The organism is Streptomyces sp. NPDC020299, from assembly GCF_044387825.1.
In the GTDB taxonomy this organism is placed as follows: Bacteria; Actinomycetota; Actinomycetes; order Streptomycetales; family Streptomycetaceae; genus Streptomyces.
Genome location: NZ_JBIRWL010000014.1, coordinates 191,218 through 207,032, shown reverse-complemented (window position 1 = coordinate 207,032; position 15,815 = coordinate 191,218). Strand labels below are relative to the sequence as shown.

Here is a 15,815-nt window from a genome sequence, read left to right as displayed (position 1 = left end):
GCCGTATGTCCACGACTGAAAAGACCGCGTCCGGGATCGGCCCCGTCGAAGGCGGCTCGCTCTACAACGTCGACAACCCGGCGCCCCTCATCGAGGCCCCGCGCAAGCGCACGAAGAAGTCCCCCAAGTCCACGCGGGGCAACTTCGAGCTGGCCGCCTGGCTGTTCATGCGCCTGTCCGGCGTCGTGCTGGTCGTCCTGGTCATCGGCCACCTGCTGATCCAGCTCGTCCTGGACGGCGGCGTCTCCAAGATCGGCTTCGCCTTCGTGGCGGGCCGCTGGGCGTCCCCGTTCTGGCAGGTCTGGGACCTGCTGATGCTGTGGCTCGCCATGCTGCACGGCGCCAACGGCCTGCGCACGGTCATCAACGACTACGCGGAGCGCGCGAACACCCGGCTGTGGCTCAAGGGCCTGCTCTACACCGCCACGGTGTTCACCATCCTGCTGGGCACGCTGGTGATCTTCACCTTCGACCCGAACATCCGCTAGGCACGGGGCTGCGAGAATCATGAAGATCCACAAGTACGACACAGTCATCGTCGGCGCCGGTGGCGCCGGTATGCGCGCCGCCATCGAGTCGACGAAGCGCAGCCGCACCGCCGTGCTGACCAAGCTCTACCCCACCCGCTCCCACACGGGCGCCGCGCAGGGCGGCATGGCCGCCGCGCTGGCCAACGTGGAGGAGGACAACTGGGAGTGGCACACCTTCGACACGGTCAAGGGCGGTGACTACCTGGTCGACCAGGACGCCGCCGAGATCCTGGCGAAGGAGGCCATCGACTCCGTCCTCGACCTGGAGAAGATGGGCCTGCCGTTCAACCGCACCCCGAACGGCACGATCGACCAGCGCCGCTTCGGCGGTCACAGCCGCAACCACGGCGAGGCCCCGGTCCGCCGGTCCTGCTACGCGGCCGACCGCACCGGCCACATGATCCTCCAGACGCTGTACCAGAACTGCGTGAAGGAGGGCGTGGAGTTCTTCAACGAGTTCTACGTCCTGGACCAGCTGATCACCGAGGTCGACGGCGTCAAGAAGTCGGCGGGTGTGGTCGCGTACGAGCTGGCCACCGGCGAGATCCACGTCTTCCAGGCGAAGGCCGTGATCTACGCGTCCGGCGGCTGCGGCAAGTTCTTCAAGGTGACGTCGAACGCCCACACGCTGACGGGTGACGGCCAGGCGGCGGTCTACCGCCGCGGCCTGCCGCTGGAGGACATGGAGTTCTTCCAGTTCCACCCGACCGGCATCTGGCGCATGGGCATCCTGCTGACGGAGGGCGCCCGCGGTGAGGGCGGCATCCTCCGCAACAAGGACGGCGAGCGCTTCATGGAGAAGTACGCGCCGGTGATGAAGGACCTCGCGTCCCGTGATGTCGTCTCCCGCTCCATCTACACGGAGATCCGCGAGGGCCGCGGCTGCGGTCCCGAGGGCGACCACGTCTATCTGGACCTCACGCACCTCCCGCCGGAGCAGCTGGACGCCAAGCTCCCGGACATCACGGAGTTCGCGCGCACCTACCTGGGCATCGAGCCGTACACGGACCCGATCCCGATCCAGCCCACCGCGCACTACGCGATGGGCGGCATCCCGACGAACGTCGAGGGTGAGGTCCTGATCGACAACACCACGGTCGTCCCGGGCCTGTACGCGGCCGGCGAGGTCGCCTGCGTCTCGGTGCACGGCGCCAACCGTCTCGGCACGAACTCCCTGCTGGACATCAACGTGTTCGGCAAGCGGGCCGGTATCTCGGCGGCGGAGTACAGCCAGAAGGCCGACTTCGTCGAGCTGCCGGAGGCCCCGGAGACCCTCGTCGTCGAGCAGATCGAGCGCCTGCGCACCTCCACGGGCAACGAGCGGGTCGCCGTCCTGCGTCGCGAGCTGCAGGAGACCATGGACGCCAACGTCATGGTGTTCCGCACCGAGCAGACGATCAAGACGGCCGTCGAGAAGATCGCCGAGCTGCGCGAGCGCTACAAGAACGTGGCGATCCAGGACAAGGGCAAGCGGTTCAACACCGACCTGCTGGAGGCCATCGAGCTGGGCAACCTGCTGGACCTGGCCGAGGTCATGGCGGTCTCCGCCCTGGCCCGCAAGGAGTCGCGCGGCGGTCACTACCGCGAGGACTACCCCAACCGCGACGACGTCAACTTCATGCGCCACACCATGGCGTACCGCGAGGTGGGCGACGACGGCACCGAGACCGTGCGCCTGGACTACAAGCCGGTCGTCCAGACCCGCTACCAGCCGATGGAGCGTAAGTACTGATGGCAACCCCCGTTATGGACAAGGCCGAGGCGGACGCGCAGTCGGCGGCGTCCCCCTACATCACGGTCACCTTCCGGGTCCGCCGCTTCAACCCGGAGGTCTCTGCCGAGGCGACCTGGGAAGACTTCCAGCTGGAGATCGACCCGAAGGAGCGCGTCCTCGACGGTCTCCACAAGATCAAGTGGGATGTCGACGGCACGCTGACCTTCCGCCGCTCCTGCGCCCACGGCATCTGCGGCTCCGACGCCATGCGGATCAACGGCAAGAACCGCCTGGCGTGCAAGACGCTGATCAAGGACATCAACCCCGAGAAGCCGATCACGGTCGAGCCCATCAAGGGCCTGACGGTCCTGAAGGACCTGGTCGTGGACATGGAGCCGTTCTTCCAGGCGTACCGGGACGTCATGCCCTTCCTCATCACGAAGGACACGAACGAGCCCACGCGTGAGCGCCTCCAGTCGGCCGAGGACCGCGAGCGCTTCGACGACACGACGAAGTGCATCCTCTGCGCCGCCTGCACGTCGTCCTGCCCGGTCTTCTGGAACGACGGCCAGTACTTCGGCCCGGCCGCCATCGTCAACGCGCACCGCTTCATCTTCGACTCGCGCGACGAGGCCGCCGAGCAGCGCCTGGAGATCCTCAACGACCGCGACGGCGTCTGGCGCTGCCGCACGACCTTCAACTGCACGGACGCCTGCCCGCGCGGCATCGAGGTCACGAAGGCGATCGCCGAGGTCAAGCGCGCGCTGATCACGCGCCGGTACTGAGACCTGCCGACCCCGGCACGTCACCCGAAGGCCCCGCTCCCCGTTGTTCACCGGGGGCGGGGCCTTCCGCCACTCCAGCTGCGACTGTTACTCCGCGCCGAGGACGCGGAGGCCGTGGTGGAGGCGGAAGTCCTCGTAGTCCTTGAGGTTGAGAGTGGCCAGCGGCAGGTCGTAGGTGAGTGCGCAGGCGGCGATCCACATGTCGTTGGTCGGGCGGGGCCGGCCACGCTGTATCCCGGCGGCCGAGAGCCGTCCCCAGGTGGCGGCGACGGGCTCGTCACCGGGAACGACGGGGATGTCGGCGAGCCAGTCGGCGAGTTCCTGGCGGCTGCGGGCGCCCCAGTGACGGATCTCCATCCACTTGGTCAGTTCACCGTAGGTCACGAAGGTGATCAGCGGCTTGCGACCGATGAGACGAGTGGCGAGCGGCCCGGTGAGCTTGCGCTTGTGGGACAGGGAGGCGACGTCGGTGTCGAGGATGACGGGTTGCATGGGTCCTCAGGCGACGTCTCGGTGGCGCTCGGCGTACGTGAAGGCGAGGAACTCCTCCAGCTCCTCGTCCGACTCGAAGGTGTCGGCGGCGAGGTCGTCCAGGGACCGGATCGGCTGGGTGTTCTTCGCGGCCAGCAGCTCCTCGACCGACAGGCGTGGCCGGGGCGGCGGGTAGCTGAACCCTTCCGGTGTGGGCGTACTCATCATGACCTCCACCAGGGACGGGAACCGACTCCGTGGCCCAGCATACGGGTGCCTCCACCCGCCGACACCGAGATTCCGTCCCACAAGCGAGTCCCCGAACACGCGTACTGTGAAGCCGTCCGCCAGGGCAGGCGCCGGCCCCTGGCTCGCGTACGGCCGGCCCGGTCAGCACCCGCTGTCCGCCTGGGGCGGGGCCTTCGCCGCTCTCCCTGAGGGCACGGGGCCGTCACGAGACCTCACACCACAGCAGCTTCCCACCCCGTCCGAAGAGATCGTCTCCGAGTGGGTAGCCGCCCCAGGCGTCCGCGTAGTGGCACACGAGGAACAGCCCCCGTCCGCTGGTGGCGCCCGCCGGAACGGGGCAGGGACGGCGGCCCTGACGCTTGTCGAAGGGCGGCGGAATGTGGGGGTTGGTGTCCCAGACACTCACTCTCAGACGGCTGCCGCCCATCCCCCGAAGGCGGAGTGTCACGGGGCCGGTGGAGTGCCGGTAGGCGTTGGTGACCAGTTCCGAGGCCAGCAGTTCGGCGTGTTCCTGGAGTTGGGCCATGCCGTGCCCGGTGAGTACGGCACGGAGGGTGACCCGGGCGATCCGGGCGGCGCGGGCGTCGTGGGGCAGTTGGAGGGCGTACGCCCAAGTCGGGGGTGCTTCGCACCCGGACGGGGATACGGTGGCCATGGCTGGACGCCTCCTGCGGTGGGGGGACTTGAAGCAGCTGCGACTCACCGTAGCGGCGACCGTAGAATGGTTACTACGGAAACTGCAGATGCATCCGACGATCCACCCCTGCGGGTGACTGTGTACGACAAGGGAGCGGACACGCATGCCGCCACGGCAGACACCCACGGCACGTCAGATCCGTCTGGGGGCGGAACTGCGCAAGCTGCGTGAGAGTGCGGGACTCACCGCTCGCGAGGCCGGCGAGATGATCGGCGCCAACCAGGCACGCATCAGCAACATCGAGACCGGGCGCTTCGGCCTCAGTGAGCAGCGCATCCGTACGCTGGCCCACAACTACGACTGCACTGACGCGTCCCTGATCGACACACTCGTGGCCATGGCGACGCACCGCGAACGGGGCTGGTGGGAGGAGTACCGAGAGACCCTGCCGCCCCGCTTTCTGGACGTCGCGGAGATGGAACACCATGCGGTCGCCCTGCGCGTGGCCCAGGTCATCAACATCCCAGGACTGCTCCAGACCCCGGAGCACGCCCGCACCCTCTTCCGCCAAGTGGTCCCGGAGCTACGCCCGCACGAGATCGAGTACCGCATCTCTCACCGGATCAAGCGCCAGGCCGTCCTGTACCGGGAACGGCCACCCCAGTACACGGCGATCATCCACGAGGCCGCTCTGCGTATGCGGTTCGGTGGCCGGGAGGTGGCCCGCGCCCAGTTGGACCACCTCATCAAGATGAGCGAACAGCCGCACGTCACCCTCCGGGTGATTCCCTTCGACGGCACGGTCTTCCCCACCGTCGGACACGGCCTCGACTACGCGCACGGGCCGGTTCCCGCACTCGACACAGCGCAGCTCGACGCGGCACATGGCAGCGAACTCATCGACTCGGTCGCACAGTTGGCCAAGTATCGCCTCATCCTGGACCGCATGGAGGAGGCCACCCTGGAAGCCGACGCCTCCCGTGACCTCATCCACCGCATCGCCCACGACATCTGAAGGCCGGCCATGACCGAACCCAACTGGCAGAAGTCCACGTACAGCGAGGAGGCCTCCTCCTGCGTCTACCTCGCCACCACCCCCACCGGCACGATCCTCCTCCGTGAAAGCGATGAACCGCAGACGATCCTGACCACCGGCCCTCGCCAACTCGACGCCCTGATATCCGCCTTCAGGACCGATCAAGGACCCTCAGTCACCACCAGCGAGCGTCTTCCCACCGCAGTTTGAGCAGTGCGGGAAGCGCCATTCGGGTGCCGTTCCGCAACCGGTGGGATCGCCTCAATGGCGGAGGCCAAAGAGGCTCTGCCAGAGTTCAGACATTCCGGCGGGGCCTCTGGGGCGCTGCAACTCGCCTGTTGCAGATCTGCGAAGCAGGACGACAGAGCAGAAGTGCCGCCGTCCAGCAGTAGGCATCATGCTCAATTCGGAGCGATGGATTGCCACAGCGCTTCGAGGAACCTCATTCCTCAGTCATGCAACCGAATCGACAGTTTGGAAGCAGTCACAGAGATACGCCCGAAGTCGCCTGTCATGATGTACAGATCCCCATCCACCTCAAGCGAGTCAACGGTCCCGTAGTCCAGCTCGCCACTTGCATCCTTTGCCGGCGGAGCACCCTGATCGACCCAATGCAAATCCACCACTTGCGAGAACTGCAGCGTTCCTCGTAGGTAGCAGTGTCTCTCACCGGGCAAAGCGGGCCTGTGCTGCGGGTGATCGACGTGCAGAGCCAGATCCGCCTCAACGGCCAAGAGCCCCGGGCTAGCCTGAATGTCGAGCACATAGCTCTCTTCCAAGTGGTAAACGGCCAACCAACTTACTTTCCTGTAGTCATTCATCCCAGATCCCATTCGATGGGCGTGTGATTTCCGGGACTCTTCCGAGCAACGGGATTCCCGAACGAGTCGATTCGCCCCCCATTGGCATTTCTCATTTCAACGTGCGGGCCACTGCTTCCTGGAGCCCTGCCAGTGCCCTTCTTGATGACGAGCCGGAGAATCCCGTTAGCGTCACAGAATTTAATGGGCCTGTTCTCCGTCCGGCTACGGACCCACCCGTTCGCATGCCCGAACTGCTCCAACTGAGACGCCTTGGCAGAGCCATTTCTGGTGAGCTGCCCCATCATAAAACCTGCGTCACACCTGACAACACAGCTCGAATTGTGCACGAGAATTTGAGTTTTACCCGCCAATACATAGTACGCCTGCTACGCAACTCCTCCCCGCCTGCGTTTTCGCAGGTCAAGCGGTATTCGGCGGTTCACTGGAGTGCGCGTTCGGCCGGGTTTGTTCGTGGTTGTTGCCGCTGCGTCACACCACGCAGAAGCCCTGCCAGGACGCTCCTGACGGAGCTTCATATTTGCACTGTACAGAGGCGCCCTCTACGCCTCAGAAATCTCCAGATCCACTTCCATCGCCAGCGCACGCGCATGCTGGTTACGAGTGAGCGAGGGATATTCCGTTACCACCCTCTGTAGCTCCTCACGAATGAAATTGACGCCAGCTGCTACAAATTCATCGACGGAGCAACGCAGCTCGAACTCCAGATAGGTCGGAACTACACGCAGGCCATCTCGGTCCAGCTCGAAGCTGATGAATTCATCATTCTCGGTGAAGTCGATCTTCCCAAGCGCGTTTCCTCCTTGAGCGAAGACCATCACCTGCTGAACGCAGTACATCGCATCGAACAGCGGCACCCAACCCCACGGGGGTCCAACCTCGACGCCTGAGCGGGAGATCGAAAGACGTCCGAGGAAGTAGTACCACCTCAGATCAGCCCTGGATACAGCAGCCAGATCGCCCGCGCGCGTGCGCTCTCGCCCATGATCTGTATAGTCCAGACTCGGCGAAAAAGAGATCTTCACAGGCCCTCATCTCACAGGGAAGGCGTTTCGTACATGGTTGAGGTCAGGGTCGTAGTAGACACGCAGCGTGTAGAGCGGCGTCCTACCACGATCTCGCGCGTATCCGATCGGCTCCTCATACGTGAATTCCTTGACGATTCCATCGCGGTTCTGCGTGTCCTTTACTACCCGACCACGCTTCAGCACATCGTTGATTAGAGCCGAACGTGACGCCTGCGAGGTCTCAGGCAACCATTCCGTCTTGGAACGATCACTTGAGAGCATTCCCTCGGGTGTGTGGTTATTCACGATGTGACTGTCATCGATAGTCGGACACCCATTGCTGTTGTGAACGAGGACCGGCGTCTGACCTGCCAGCACATAATACGTGTGCTACGCGTCCCCCTTCTACCTGTATATTCGCAGGTCAACGGCAGTTTCGCAGTCCGCTGGTGTCCGTGGTTGTGCGTGGAAATCCGTGGGTGTTGCCGCAGCGTCAACTACTGCCGTCAGACACCGCACAGGCCCCACCGGAAGGTTCCGGTGGGGCCTGTAGTTCGCTAACGCTCACGACGCGATCACAGGCAGAGGGCCAACCTCACTACCCTTCTGGGCGCCAGGTCCCCCAGTAGAAGAATTCTAGCTGCCATTCGCCGCCACCCTCAGACTCGATCGTTTCCGTCGCATCCTGCAGGTGCCACGACGTGTTGACGAACAGGCGCAAATCCCGACTTGCAAGAACATCCGAGTTCAGAAGCCCCACGATCAATCGACGCGGCTTCTCCTGAAACTCAGCAGACAGCAAGTCGAAGAACCCATCCCAGCCACCACGAAAGTAGCTCGGGAAGTCAAGCTCCCGCCCGACCGCCAGAGAGGCGTCACGCTCCGATTCGAAGCGTGAGGCGTCGACGCATCGGACTGCGAATCCCTGACCCTCTACGCGACGCCTGACCTCATCTCGGCCAGCCTCTGGAAGCAGATAGGGCGGGGCAGACAGCCCTGGGATGACGCTAGAGATCGGTCGCCACTGCACGTTGCCTCAGCCTTTCGCCAACTCCTCATCGAAGCCGGATGAAATTGTCGTAGTGATTGGATGTGTAGTACACCTCACCCTTCCCTCCGAATACGAGACGCTCCACCCCTCGATTTCCCGTCCCTCTACCGGAAGGCCAAACATCGCTCTCCGTGTAGTAGCCGAGCGGCCTATCTGGAAGCTGCCCATTTCCGTTGCCGTACTCTCCCGCAGGTCGGCCTCTCCTGCCGCCCTGATGCGTCATGGCAGGCGGTCGCCCGTTCATGTCGTAGAAGTCAACGACCTCTTGGATTCGGGTCTGGGTTGCGGCCTTGCTCTGGCCGAAAATCCCATCCTTGAGTGGGGTGCCGAAGAGGCAGTTGCTGTTGTGAACCAGAACCGGAGTCTTGCCCGCCAGCACATAATACGTGTGCAGGTCGTCCACCGTGAGGTTGTACGTGCGGGCGTACCTGCTGAAGGGGCGGTTCCCCGTGACGAGGACCGTGTGGCCCTTGTCCGTGAGCAGCGTCATGCCAGGCTTGAGGGCTGCGGCCTTGAGCCAGGCGTGCTCTGACGGGGACCAGAAAGGGTGCTCGTAGGTAGCGGTGAGCTTCTCGATGCCATCGGGTGTGGCAATGGACAGTTCGTTGAAGTGCTTGTCGTGCTCGGTGACGATCAGGGCTGTGACTGTCCGGGGACCGGATTCTCCGGTTTCCGGGTCGGTGGCGAGAACCTTCTCCCCGATCTTCACATCCTCAATGTTCTTGGTCTTGCCGTCCGCCATGAGGACATCGGTGCCGGCCAGGAAACACTGGGTGCATGAGCTCCCCCATTTCACCTTTCCGGCCCGCCCGGCGATCACGCGCTCCAATATTGCCTGAAACCCGACGTTGTCGCACACGGGGCAGGTGTCAACCGCGTCGATGCTGTCGACGTGCTTCCAGCCGTCATAGAACTGACGGAGATCACTGCATCCGTCGGTGAAGCTGAAGCTGCAGCGCTCACGGAAGTAGAGCTCCACCATGAGCTCGTAGCTGAGATCGCTGAAGTAAACCCTGTTCCGCTGCAGCTGACCAATACCTGGAAGCTTCCTCTGAAATTCCCGGTAGATCTTCTTGGGTGGCAAGGTGGACTTGCCGTCACCGAGGTCAACCACGACGGACTGGCCTGCGGAGCTGCCGCCGGAATATCCTCCGCTGTTCGGGGTGCCGCGTACGGAACCGTCGGAGTTGCGTCCACCGTTCGGGTCGCCCTGGGTCCCGCCGTCGGGCCGTGTCCAGCCCTGGCCATCATTGCAACTGGAGCACCACAGGCCCGTCGGGTCGCTCTTGCTGATCGGGCTGTTACCGCTGTACGCATAGCCGTTCATCTGCAGCGGGGCCGCGAGGTCGATGACCGGGTCCGCCGAGAGGAATCGACCCGAATTCTGGTCATATTCGCGGGCGCCCATATGGGTCAGGCCTGTGGCCGTGTCGTCGATGCCCACGCCAAGGTAGCTGCGTCTGTTCGGCCAGTTCGACGGCTTCGTGCCGCGGGTCTCGCCGTAGGGCTTGAACGCGCGGCGTATGATCGGCTGGGTGCTGGACAGTTCCACCGACGTGTTGGCCGTGCCCAGTTGGTCGGCGATCAGGACGTTGAGCTTGTGGCCCGTTGTCGCGCCGTTGGTCGTCGTGCGGACCACTGTGGGCGCGCCCGACTGGGTGTACGAACGCGACGCCTTCGTGATGGTGCCCGACGTGTTCGTCGTCAGTTCGGTCTCGCCCAGGTACAGGGTGGAGCCGGCGGACGAGTTCTCCAGCAGACGGTTGCCGTCGGCGTCGTAGACGTACGTCGTCTTCTTGCCGTCGGCCGTGAGGGAGTCGAGCATGTTGTCCGGGGACCAGGTCAGGTTCTGGGTGGTGTTGGAGAGGTTCCGGACGGTTGTGTTGCCGGTCGCGTCGTATGTGTAGGCGCTGCCCTTGCCGGACGGACTGGAACTGGTCGACGTCACCGTGTGCGGCTGGGCGGTGTACGCCGGGGTCGTACTCGTCGCGGCGACCGTCTTGCCGTAGCCGTAGCTGTACGTGGCGTTTTTCGTCGCGTCCGTCGGGTCGTGGTCGGTCATCGTCGCGCGGTTGCCGAGCCAGTCGAAGGTGAACGACTGGTAGTAGGCCGTTGCGCCCGTGGAGAGGGTGGTCGTGTCCGGGGCCGCCGCCGAGAGCGTCGAAGTCAGGTCGGCGTCGGGGCTTGTGGTGTCCGTCGCCGCGTCAGGGGCGTCGGTGACCGGGCCGGAGGATGTTGTGTAGTCCGTGCGGTAGCCCCACGTCTTGCCGTTGGACGCCTTGCAGCCCGTGCCCTTGCCGCCCGGCGCTACGGCCGACGTCCAGGCGTGCACCAGTTCGCCCAGGACGTCGTACGTGAAGCACTGGGTGTCCCAGGTGTCGCCCGCCGCGTCGGTGAGCTCGCGGGCGTTGGACGTGATCGTGCCGGTGGTGTCGTAGGAGTAGTGGCTGTCGGCGATGCGGTGCGGGTCGGCCGTCTCGCGGTCGGTGACGGTGCGCTGGAGGCTGCCGGTGTGCGGGTCGACGAAGTTGGTCGTCCACACGCGGTAGGGCTGGGACCCGGAGACGGTGCGCAGCGGCTCGCCGTAGGGCGAGTAGGTGACGTCGGCCGTGTACCAGGTCAGGCCTGACGTCGACTCCGGCAGGCCGTCGGTGGTGTAGCGGGTGACGACCTTCTCCCTCGCCAGTCCGCCTGTCGCGGGCAGGGTGGCCGTCGCGGGCTTGCCCGTCGGCGTGTACGTGTAGGAGTAGGCGTACGTCCCCGCCAGGCCCGTCGTCATCGAGTTGGCGGGGATGACCGTCTCGCTGCCGGTGACGTGGTAGTCGGCGTCGTAGCCGGTGACGCGGTTGACGTAGTCCCCGTTGTCGGTGTGCCGGATCGAGGCGTACGGCTTGCCGATGCCGCCGGGCGCGTCGTCGTACGTGTACTCCCTGACGGGGCTGGCGGTCGGCGACCCGAACCGCAGGAACCTGGCGCGTCCGAGGATGTCGTACTCGGTGAAGACGTCCTGCTGGCGTGCGTTCTTCACACGGTTGGGCCGGTCCGCGGTGTCGTACCACGTCTGCGTCGTCCCGGTGTCGGGGTCGTCGGAGGACGTCACGCGGCCGCGGGCGTCGTAGGTGTACGTCCACGCGTTGCCCGCCGGGTCGGTGACCTTGGCTCGGTTGCCCCGGGCGTCGTACTCGTACGTCGTGGTGCGCCCCGCGCTGGAGTCGGAGTCGTCCTGGGTGTAGTGCTTGACGGAGGTGACGCGGCCGAGCGCGTCGTAGGAGGTCTTCGTCCGAGGCGCCGTCGAGCCGGCCGGGTTCACGTATGTGCTGGAGAAGCCGTAGCTGGTGTACGTCGAGTACTTGTAGTCGCCGTCGTGGTACACCGCCGCGCGGATTTCGCGGTCCAGGCCGTCGTAGCGGTGCTTGGTCCAGGTGGGGATCAGCGTGCTCGACCTGGGCTCGAAGAGCCCCGTGTCGGGCTCGCCCTTCGCGAGGTAGGCACCGGTCTGCCTGTCGACCAGGCCGTGATCGTCGTACGTGGTGTCCGCGATGATCCGGCCGGGGCCGTGGGCCTCGGTCTGGGTCTGGACTTCGCGCATCAGGCCGTCGTAGAGGGTGACCTCGTCGGCGTAGGAGCCGTCGTCCCGCAGCGTCTGGACGGTCACGGCAGCCGGGTGGTTCTCGTCGGACGTGGCGATCGCCGGGTCGTAGGTGATCTTGATGTTGGGTGATTTGCCGCCCGACGAACGGGACGGTGACCAGCCCTTCACCAGACGGCCGAGGTCGTCGTACTCGCTGCGCGTCACACGCCCGTTGGCGTCGGTGACTGTCAGCGGAAGGACGCGGCCGGGGTCGAGCGTCGTGGTGGTGGCCTGTCCCTTGGCGTTGATCGTCTTGGTCGCGGTGACCGGACCGCCCGCCTCGGGTGTGTACTGCGTCTCGCTGGTACCGGCGCCCGGCTTGGTGACCGTGCGGACGCGGCCCAGGTCGTCGTACGTCGTGTCGGTGACGACCGGGTACGAGGTGCCCGCCCCGTCGATCTCGGCGACCGAAGTGGCCAGGCCCTTGGCCGGCGTGGAGCCGTAGGCGAGCTTGTCGTAACTGTTGCGCACCGCCGACTTGAGCTTGGTCGCCGGGTCGGCCGTGTCGTAGCCGGCGCAGGACGTGCCCGTGGTGCGCTGCTCCTTCGGCAGGCCGATCAGCCATGCCGTCGTGTTGTGGACGTACGACGTCCTGGTGCAGGTCTGCTCGGAGAGCGTCTCGCCGCTTCCGTCTGGCTTGACGACCGCCGTCTCGACCTGGACCGGGAGACCGTACGTGGGGTCGACTTCCGTGAGGGTGCGGACGGCCCGCCAACTGCCGTCGTCGTCCAGCATCTGGATCGCGTCCGTCCGCTTGATGCCCGTGCGGTGGGCGAGGAGCGGCGCCGCGTCCGTGCCGTCCTCGTTCTCTCGGGAGCGGGACGCGGTCTGCTTCGACCAGGGGTAGTTGAGGGTGCGGTTGAGGACCTGGCCGTCGGAGTCGCGGTAGGTGATGGTCTCCGCGGTCATGCCGGCGTACTGAGGTGCGTCGTCCGTCAGGAGCGTGTACTTGCGGGTGGAGTCCTTGACCTCACCGCCGGTGCCCTGGAAGTAGCGCGTGACGGAGAGGGACTGCGACTGCGGGTCGCCCTTGTCGGATATGGACTTGCTGCCCTTGACCACCTTGACCTGTCGGTAGCCCCGCCAGTCGCTGTACGTGCGCAGCGCCGGGCGGGTGAACTCGTCGTCGCTCTTGGCCCAGGCCGGATCCTCGTACCGGTACGCCGAGGTGGACTTCGAGGCGCTGCTCCGGTCCCGGGAGGGGCTGGCGGGGGCGCTGCGGGTGCTGCCCGGGCTGGACTGGTGGGCGGGGGAGGAGTCGGACGGGCGGTCGGCGAAGAACGGGGACGATCCGGTGGAGTGTCTGCCCGTCTCCGTGCATGACTGGTGTCACCCACTGGAACTCGCCGAGCCGTTCGTCCGGGCCCTGGGGCCCCAGGACGCCGCCGCCGTGCGCTGGGACCTGAACGAGTGGCCCGAGGTGCCGGAGGCGGGGCTCGAGTCGATCTCCCAGAAGTACGCTTATCTGACGCTGTCGGTGAACTCCCGGGACCTTTACCAGTACGAACACAGCGCCGACCACACCGTTCACGTGCATGTGCGGGGAGAGCAGGATCTGGACCGCGTCCACTGGCTCGCCGCGCAGGCCGGCGGGCGGTTCGAGGGGCGGACGGAGCTCGCCCCGCTGTGACGTCGTCTCGTCCGGGTGGGTGACCCGGGCGGTTCGGGCTCCTCGGTCCGGGGGCGCGTCTACTTAATCTGATGGCATGTCAGATGAAGAGTCCTACGAACTGCTCGGGTTCGACAATGTGGTGCTGCCCGTCGGGGACCTCGGTGAGGCCGTGGAGTTCTACGAGCGGGCCGGGTTCGTCGTGGGGTTCCGGTTCGACGAGGCCGGTATCGCGCTGCTGAAGGTCGGGGGCGAGACGCCCGGGATTCTGCTGCGGGTGGAGTACGGGCTGGGGCAGCGGCCGCCGGCCTGGCCCTCGACCCGGCTGTGGCTGGAGGTGCCGGACGCGCGCATGGCGGTCCGCAAGCTCGCCGACGCCGGGATCGAGCCGCTCGACGAGGCCTTCTCCGTGGCCACGGGGTGGACCGTGGAGGTCGCCGACCCGTGGGGGAACGTCCTCGGGTTCACCGACTACACCAAGCGGCCGGAGCTCGGCCGGCGCCCCTGACGCCCGGCTCACGGCAGCCCCCTCCATTGAGTTGAACATGTTCAAAAACAGGTCTACAGTCTCTGCTGTCAGCGTTTTGAACGCGTTCAAGAAATGTCGAGAAGGGGTGGGGGCATGGACCGCACGGTCATCGCCTACGTCATCTACCTGGTCGTCAGCATCGGGCTGACCGTCTGGGTGGCCCGGACGCTCAGCCACAACGGGCGGGTGTTCCTCGCGGACGTGCTGCAGGGGAACGAGAAGCTCGCCGACGCCGTCAACCACCTCCTGGTGGTCGGCTTCTACCTGGTCAACCTCGGCTTCGTGGCGCTGTACCTGAGCGGCGACGAGACCATCGAGGACACCCGCCAGATCTTCGAGGCGCTGTCGACCAAGCTGGGCGTGGTGCTGCTGGTGCTCGGGGTGATGCACCTGGGCAACGTGTACGTGCTGAACCGGATCCGCCGGCGCGGGATCATGGAGCGGGAGCAGATCCCGCCCGTCGCGCCGCAGGGCTGGGCCGCACCGCAGGCCGGGGCGTGAGCACGGTGGCGAGGGCCGGGGACCGGGGCGCCGTGCGCGTCCCGGTCCGCGGGCTGACCGTGCTGTACGACGCCGACTGCACCCTGTGCACCCACGTACGGGACTGGCTCGTACGGCAGCGGCAGCTGGTGCCGCTGGAGCTGGTGCCGGCGGGGTCAAAGGAGGCGCGGGCGCGGTTCCCCTCGCTGGATCACGGCGGGACCCTCGACGAGGTCACCGTGGTGGGGGACGCCGGGCAGGTCTACCGGGGTGCGGCCGCCTGGGTCGTGGTCCTCTGGGCGCTGCGCGAGCACCGCCCGCTCGCCCACCGGCTCAGCACTCCGACGGGGGCCGCGCTGGCCAAGGGCGCGGTGCTGGCGGCGGCGATGTGGCGGGGGGCGCAGTGGGGAGGGAAGGCGTACCGGCGAGGAGACGGGTGGTCGTACCACCCGAGCCGGGGGTGGAGCTATGACCCGCCGGGCTGTGACGGCGGGACCTGCGGTACTCGTTAGGCTCTTGTCCGTGTCCGCGAAGAACGAAGCCAGCAAGTCCGAGCAGACCCGCGCGCTGATCCTGGAGACGGCGATGCGGCTGTTCCAGGAGCGGGGCTACGACAAGACGACCATGCGGGCCATCGCCAAGGAGGCCGGGGTCTCCGTCGGCAACGCGTACTACTACTTCGAGGGCAAGGAGCACCTGATCCAGGGCTTCTACGACCGGATCGCCGCCGAGCACCGGGTGGCGGTCCGGGAGGTCCTGGACCGGGAGACCGACCTCGAGGCACGGCTCGCGGGCGTGCTGCGGGTCTGGCTGGACATCGCCACGCCGTACCACGAGTTCGCGGTGCAGTTCTTCAAGAACGCCGCCGACCCCGACAGCCCGCTCAGCCCCTTCTCCCCCGAGTCGGAGCACGCGCGCGTGGAGGCCATCAGCGTTCACCGGGAGGTGCTGGCCGGTACGAAGACCAAGGTGCCGGAGGAACTGCGGGACATCCTGCCCGAGTTGATGTGGCTCTCCCAGATGGGGCTCGTCCTGTACTGGATCTTCGACCGGACCGAGGGGCGCGAGCGCAGCTACCGGCTCGCCGAGCGGGGGGCGCGGCTCACCTCGCGGGGTGTGTACCTGGCGCGGTTCCGGGTGCTGCGGCCGCTCGTGCGGGAGGTGCACGAGCTGTTCACGGACTTCCTGCCGGGGATGACGAGGGCGCTGCCGGATCCGGCGGGGCGGGAGCGGCAGGGGGAGTGATCACTTTCGGGTGGACGGGC

The 15,815-nt window shown here is 66.2% G+C and carries 17 protein-coding genes; 10 read left to right on the top strand and 7 right to left on the bottom strand.

Going from position 1 to position 15,815, the window contains the following annotated elements; genetic code table 11:
- Positions 1–5: 5 nt before the first annotated feature.
- Genes ACH45E_RS31895 through ACH45E_RS31885 form a run of 3 tightly spaced genes read left to right on the top strand, consistent with a single transcriptional unit; the run spans position 6 to position 3,029 of the window.
- Positions 6–488 carry a succinate dehydrogenase hydrophobic membrane anchor subunit gene (locus ACH45E_RS31895; protein WP_361448318.1) on the top strand — a complete coding sequence of 161 codons (483 nt, stop codon included), beginning with the start codon at positions 6–8 and terminating at the stop codon, positions 486–488.
- A 19-nt stretch (positions 489–507) separates the two neighbouring features.
- Positions 508–2,262 (top strand): succinate dehydrogenase flavoprotein subunit, encoded by a 1,755-nt coding sequence (gene sdhA / locus ACH45E_RS31890; protein WP_361448315.1) that lies wholly within the window; start codon positions 508–510, stop codon positions 2,260–2,262.
- On the top strand, positions 2,262–3,029 hold the full coding sequence (locus ACH45E_RS31885) for a succinate dehydrogenase iron-sulfur subunit (RefSeq protein WP_361448312.1): 768 nt from the start codon (positions 2,262–2,264) through the stop codon (positions 3,027–3,029). The genes sdhA and ACH45E_RS31885 overlap by 1 nt, the downstream gene beginning before the upstream one ends.
- Positions 3,030–3,116: 87 nt before the next feature.
- Here the strand turns inward: ACH45E_RS31885 and ACH45E_RS31880 are convergent, their stop codons facing one another.
- From ACH45E_RS31880 to ACH45E_RS31870, 3 genes are all read right to left on the bottom strand, one after another.
- The gene (locus ACH45E_RS31880; RefSeq protein WP_361448309.1) at positions 3,117–3,521 is read right to left on the bottom strand and encodes a type II toxin-antitoxin system VapC family toxin; all 405 of its coding nucleotides are present in this window, start codon (positions 3,519–3,521) and stop codon (positions 3,117–3,119) included.
- Between the two features lie 6 nt (positions 3,522–3,527).
- Positions 3,528–3,728: a hypothetical protein gene (locus ACH45E_RS31875; RefSeq protein ID WP_361448306.1), complete on the bottom strand. Its 201-nt coding sequence runs from the start codon at positions 3,726–3,728 to the stop codon at positions 3,528–3,530.
- A gap of 223 nt (positions 3,729–3,951) precedes the next feature.
- Positions 3,952–4,404 (bottom strand): ATP-binding protein, encoded by a 453-nt coding sequence (locus ACH45E_RS31870; RefSeq protein ID WP_361448303.1) that lies wholly within the window; start codon positions 4,402–4,404, stop codon positions 3,952–3,954.
- 145 nt (positions 4,405–4,549) lie between these two features.
- On the opposite strand from ACH45E_RS31870, the gene ACH45E_RS31865 reads away from it, so the two are divergent.
- Both ACH45E_RS31865 and ACH45E_RS31860 read left to right on the top strand, forming a co-directional pair.
- Entirely contained in the window at positions 4,550–5,401 is an 852-nt protein-coding gene (locus tag ACH45E_RS31865) for a helix-turn-helix transcriptional regulator (RefSeq protein WP_361448300.1), read from the top strand.
- A gap of 9 nt (positions 5,402–5,410) precedes the next feature.
- The gene (locus ACH45E_RS31860) at positions 5,411–5,632 is read left to right on the top strand and encodes a DUF397 domain-containing protein (protein ID WP_361448297.1); all 222 of its coding nucleotides are present in this window, start codon (positions 5,411–5,413) and stop codon (positions 5,630–5,632) included.
- 239 nt (positions 5,633–5,871) lie between these two features.
- Here ACH45E_RS31860 and ACH45E_RS31855 read toward each other — a convergent pair whose 3' ends face one another.
- The 4 genes from ACH45E_RS31855 to ACH45E_RS31840 form a co-directional block, all read right to left on the bottom strand.
- Positions 5,872–6,243, bottom strand: a complete 372-nt coding sequence (locus ACH45E_RS31855) for a hypothetical protein (RefSeq protein WP_361448294.1) — start codon at positions 6,241–6,243, stop codon at positions 5,872–5,874.
- Between the two features lie 542 nt (positions 6,244–6,785).
- Positions 6,786–7,268 (bottom strand): hypothetical protein, encoded by a 483-nt coding sequence (locus tag ACH45E_RS31850; RefSeq protein WP_361448291.1) that lies wholly within the window; start codon positions 7,266–7,268, stop codon positions 6,786–6,788.
- 580 nt (positions 7,269–7,848) lie between these two features.
- Positions 7,849–8,280 (bottom strand): barstar family protein, encoded by a 432-nt coding sequence (locus ACH45E_RS31845; protein ID WP_361448288.1) that lies wholly within the window; start codon positions 8,278–8,280, stop codon positions 7,849–7,851.
- Positions 8,281–8,305: 25 nt separating this feature from the next.
- Positions 8,306–12,994: a polymorphic toxin-type HINT domain-containing protein gene (locus ACH45E_RS31840; RefSeq protein ID WP_399041975.1), complete on the bottom strand. Its 4,689-nt coding sequence runs from the start codon at positions 12,992–12,994 to the stop codon at positions 8,306–8,308.
- A gap of 34 nt (positions 12,995–13,028) precedes the next feature.
- On the opposite strand from ACH45E_RS31840, the gene ACH45E_RS31835 reads away from it, so the two are divergent.
- The 5 genes from ACH45E_RS31835 (at position 13,029) to ACH45E_RS31815 (ending at position 15,795) form a co-directional block, all read left to right on the top strand.
- A complete protein-coding gene (locus ACH45E_RS31835; protein ID WP_399041973.1) occupies positions 13,029–13,562 on the top strand; it encodes a hypothetical protein in 534 nt (177 codons plus the stop codon).
- Positions 13,563–13,638: 76 nt separating this feature from the next.
- The gene (locus ACH45E_RS31830) at positions 13,639–14,049 is read left to right on the top strand and encodes a VOC family protein (protein ID WP_361448282.1); all 411 of its coding nucleotides are present in this window, start codon (positions 13,639–13,641) and stop codon (positions 14,047–14,049) included.
- Positions 14,050–14,163: 114 nt separating this feature from the next.
- Positions 14,164–14,571: a hypothetical protein gene (locus ACH45E_RS31825; protein ID WP_361448279.1), complete on the top strand. Its 408-nt coding sequence runs from the start codon at positions 14,164–14,166 to the stop codon at positions 14,569–14,571.
- Positions 14,568–15,062: a DCC1-like thiol-disulfide oxidoreductase family protein gene (locus ACH45E_RS31820; RefSeq protein ID WP_361448276.1), complete on the top strand. Its 495-nt coding sequence runs from the start codon at positions 14,568–14,570 to the stop codon at positions 15,060–15,062. The genes ACH45E_RS31825 and ACH45E_RS31820 overlap by 4 nt, the downstream gene beginning before the upstream one ends.
- On the top strand, positions 15,019–15,795 hold the full coding sequence (locus tag ACH45E_RS31815) for a TetR/AcrR family transcriptional regulator (RefSeq protein ID WP_399041970.1): 777 nt from the start codon (positions 15,019–15,021) through the stop codon (positions 15,793–15,795). Before ACH45E_RS31820 ends, ACH45E_RS31815 begins: the two co-directional genes overlap by 44 nt.
- The last annotated feature ends 20 nt before the right edge of the window (positions 15,796–15,815 follow it).

Excerpts from the sequence above, each read along its gene's own strand:
- ACH45E_RS31895 (WP_361448318.1), top strand. The coding sequence starts at position 6 with ATGTCCACGACTGAAAAGACCGCGTCCGGGATCGGCCCCGTCGAAGGC.
- sdhA (WP_361448315.1), top strand. The coding sequence starts at position 508 with ATGAAGATCCACAAGTACGACACAGTCATCGTCGGCGCCGGTGGCGCC.
- ACH45E_RS31885 (WP_361448312.1), top strand. The coding sequence starts at position 2,262 with ATGGCAACCCCCGTTATGGACAAGGCCGAGGCGGACGCGCAGTCGGCG.
- ACH45E_RS31880 (WP_361448309.1), bottom strand. The coding sequence starts at position 3,521 with ATGCAACCCGTCATCCTCGACACCGACGTCGCCTCCCTGTCCCACAAG.
- ACH45E_RS31875 (WP_361448306.1), bottom strand. The coding sequence starts at position 3,728 with ATGATGAGTACGCCCACACCGGAAGGGTTCAGCTACCCGCCGCCCCGG.
- ACH45E_RS31870 (WP_361448303.1), bottom strand. The coding sequence starts at position 4,404 with ATGGCCACCGTATCCCCGTCCGGGTGCGAAGCACCCCCGACTTGGGCG.
- ACH45E_RS31865 (WP_361448300.1), top strand. The coding sequence starts at position 4,550 with ATGCCGCCACGGCAGACACCCACGGCACGTCAGATCCGTCTGGGGGCG.
- ACH45E_RS31860 (WP_361448297.1), top strand. The coding sequence starts at position 5,411 with ATGACCGAACCCAACTGGCAGAAGTCCACGTACAGCGAGGAGGCCTCC.
- ACH45E_RS31855 (WP_361448294.1), bottom strand. The coding sequence starts at position 6,243 with ATGAATGACTACAGGAAAGTAAGTTGGTTGGCCGTTTACCACTTGGAA.
- ACH45E_RS31830 (WP_361448282.1), top strand. The coding sequence starts at position 13,639 with ATGTCAGATGAAGAGTCCTACGAACTGCTCGGGTTCGACAATGTGGTG.
- ACH45E_RS31825 (WP_361448279.1), top strand. The coding sequence starts at position 14,164 with ATGGACCGCACGGTCATCGCCTACGTCATCTACCTGGTCGTCAGCATC.
- ACH45E_RS31815 (WP_399041970.1), top strand. The coding sequence starts at position 15,019 with ATGACCCGCCGGGCTGTGACGGCGGGACCTGCGGTACTCGTTAGGCTC.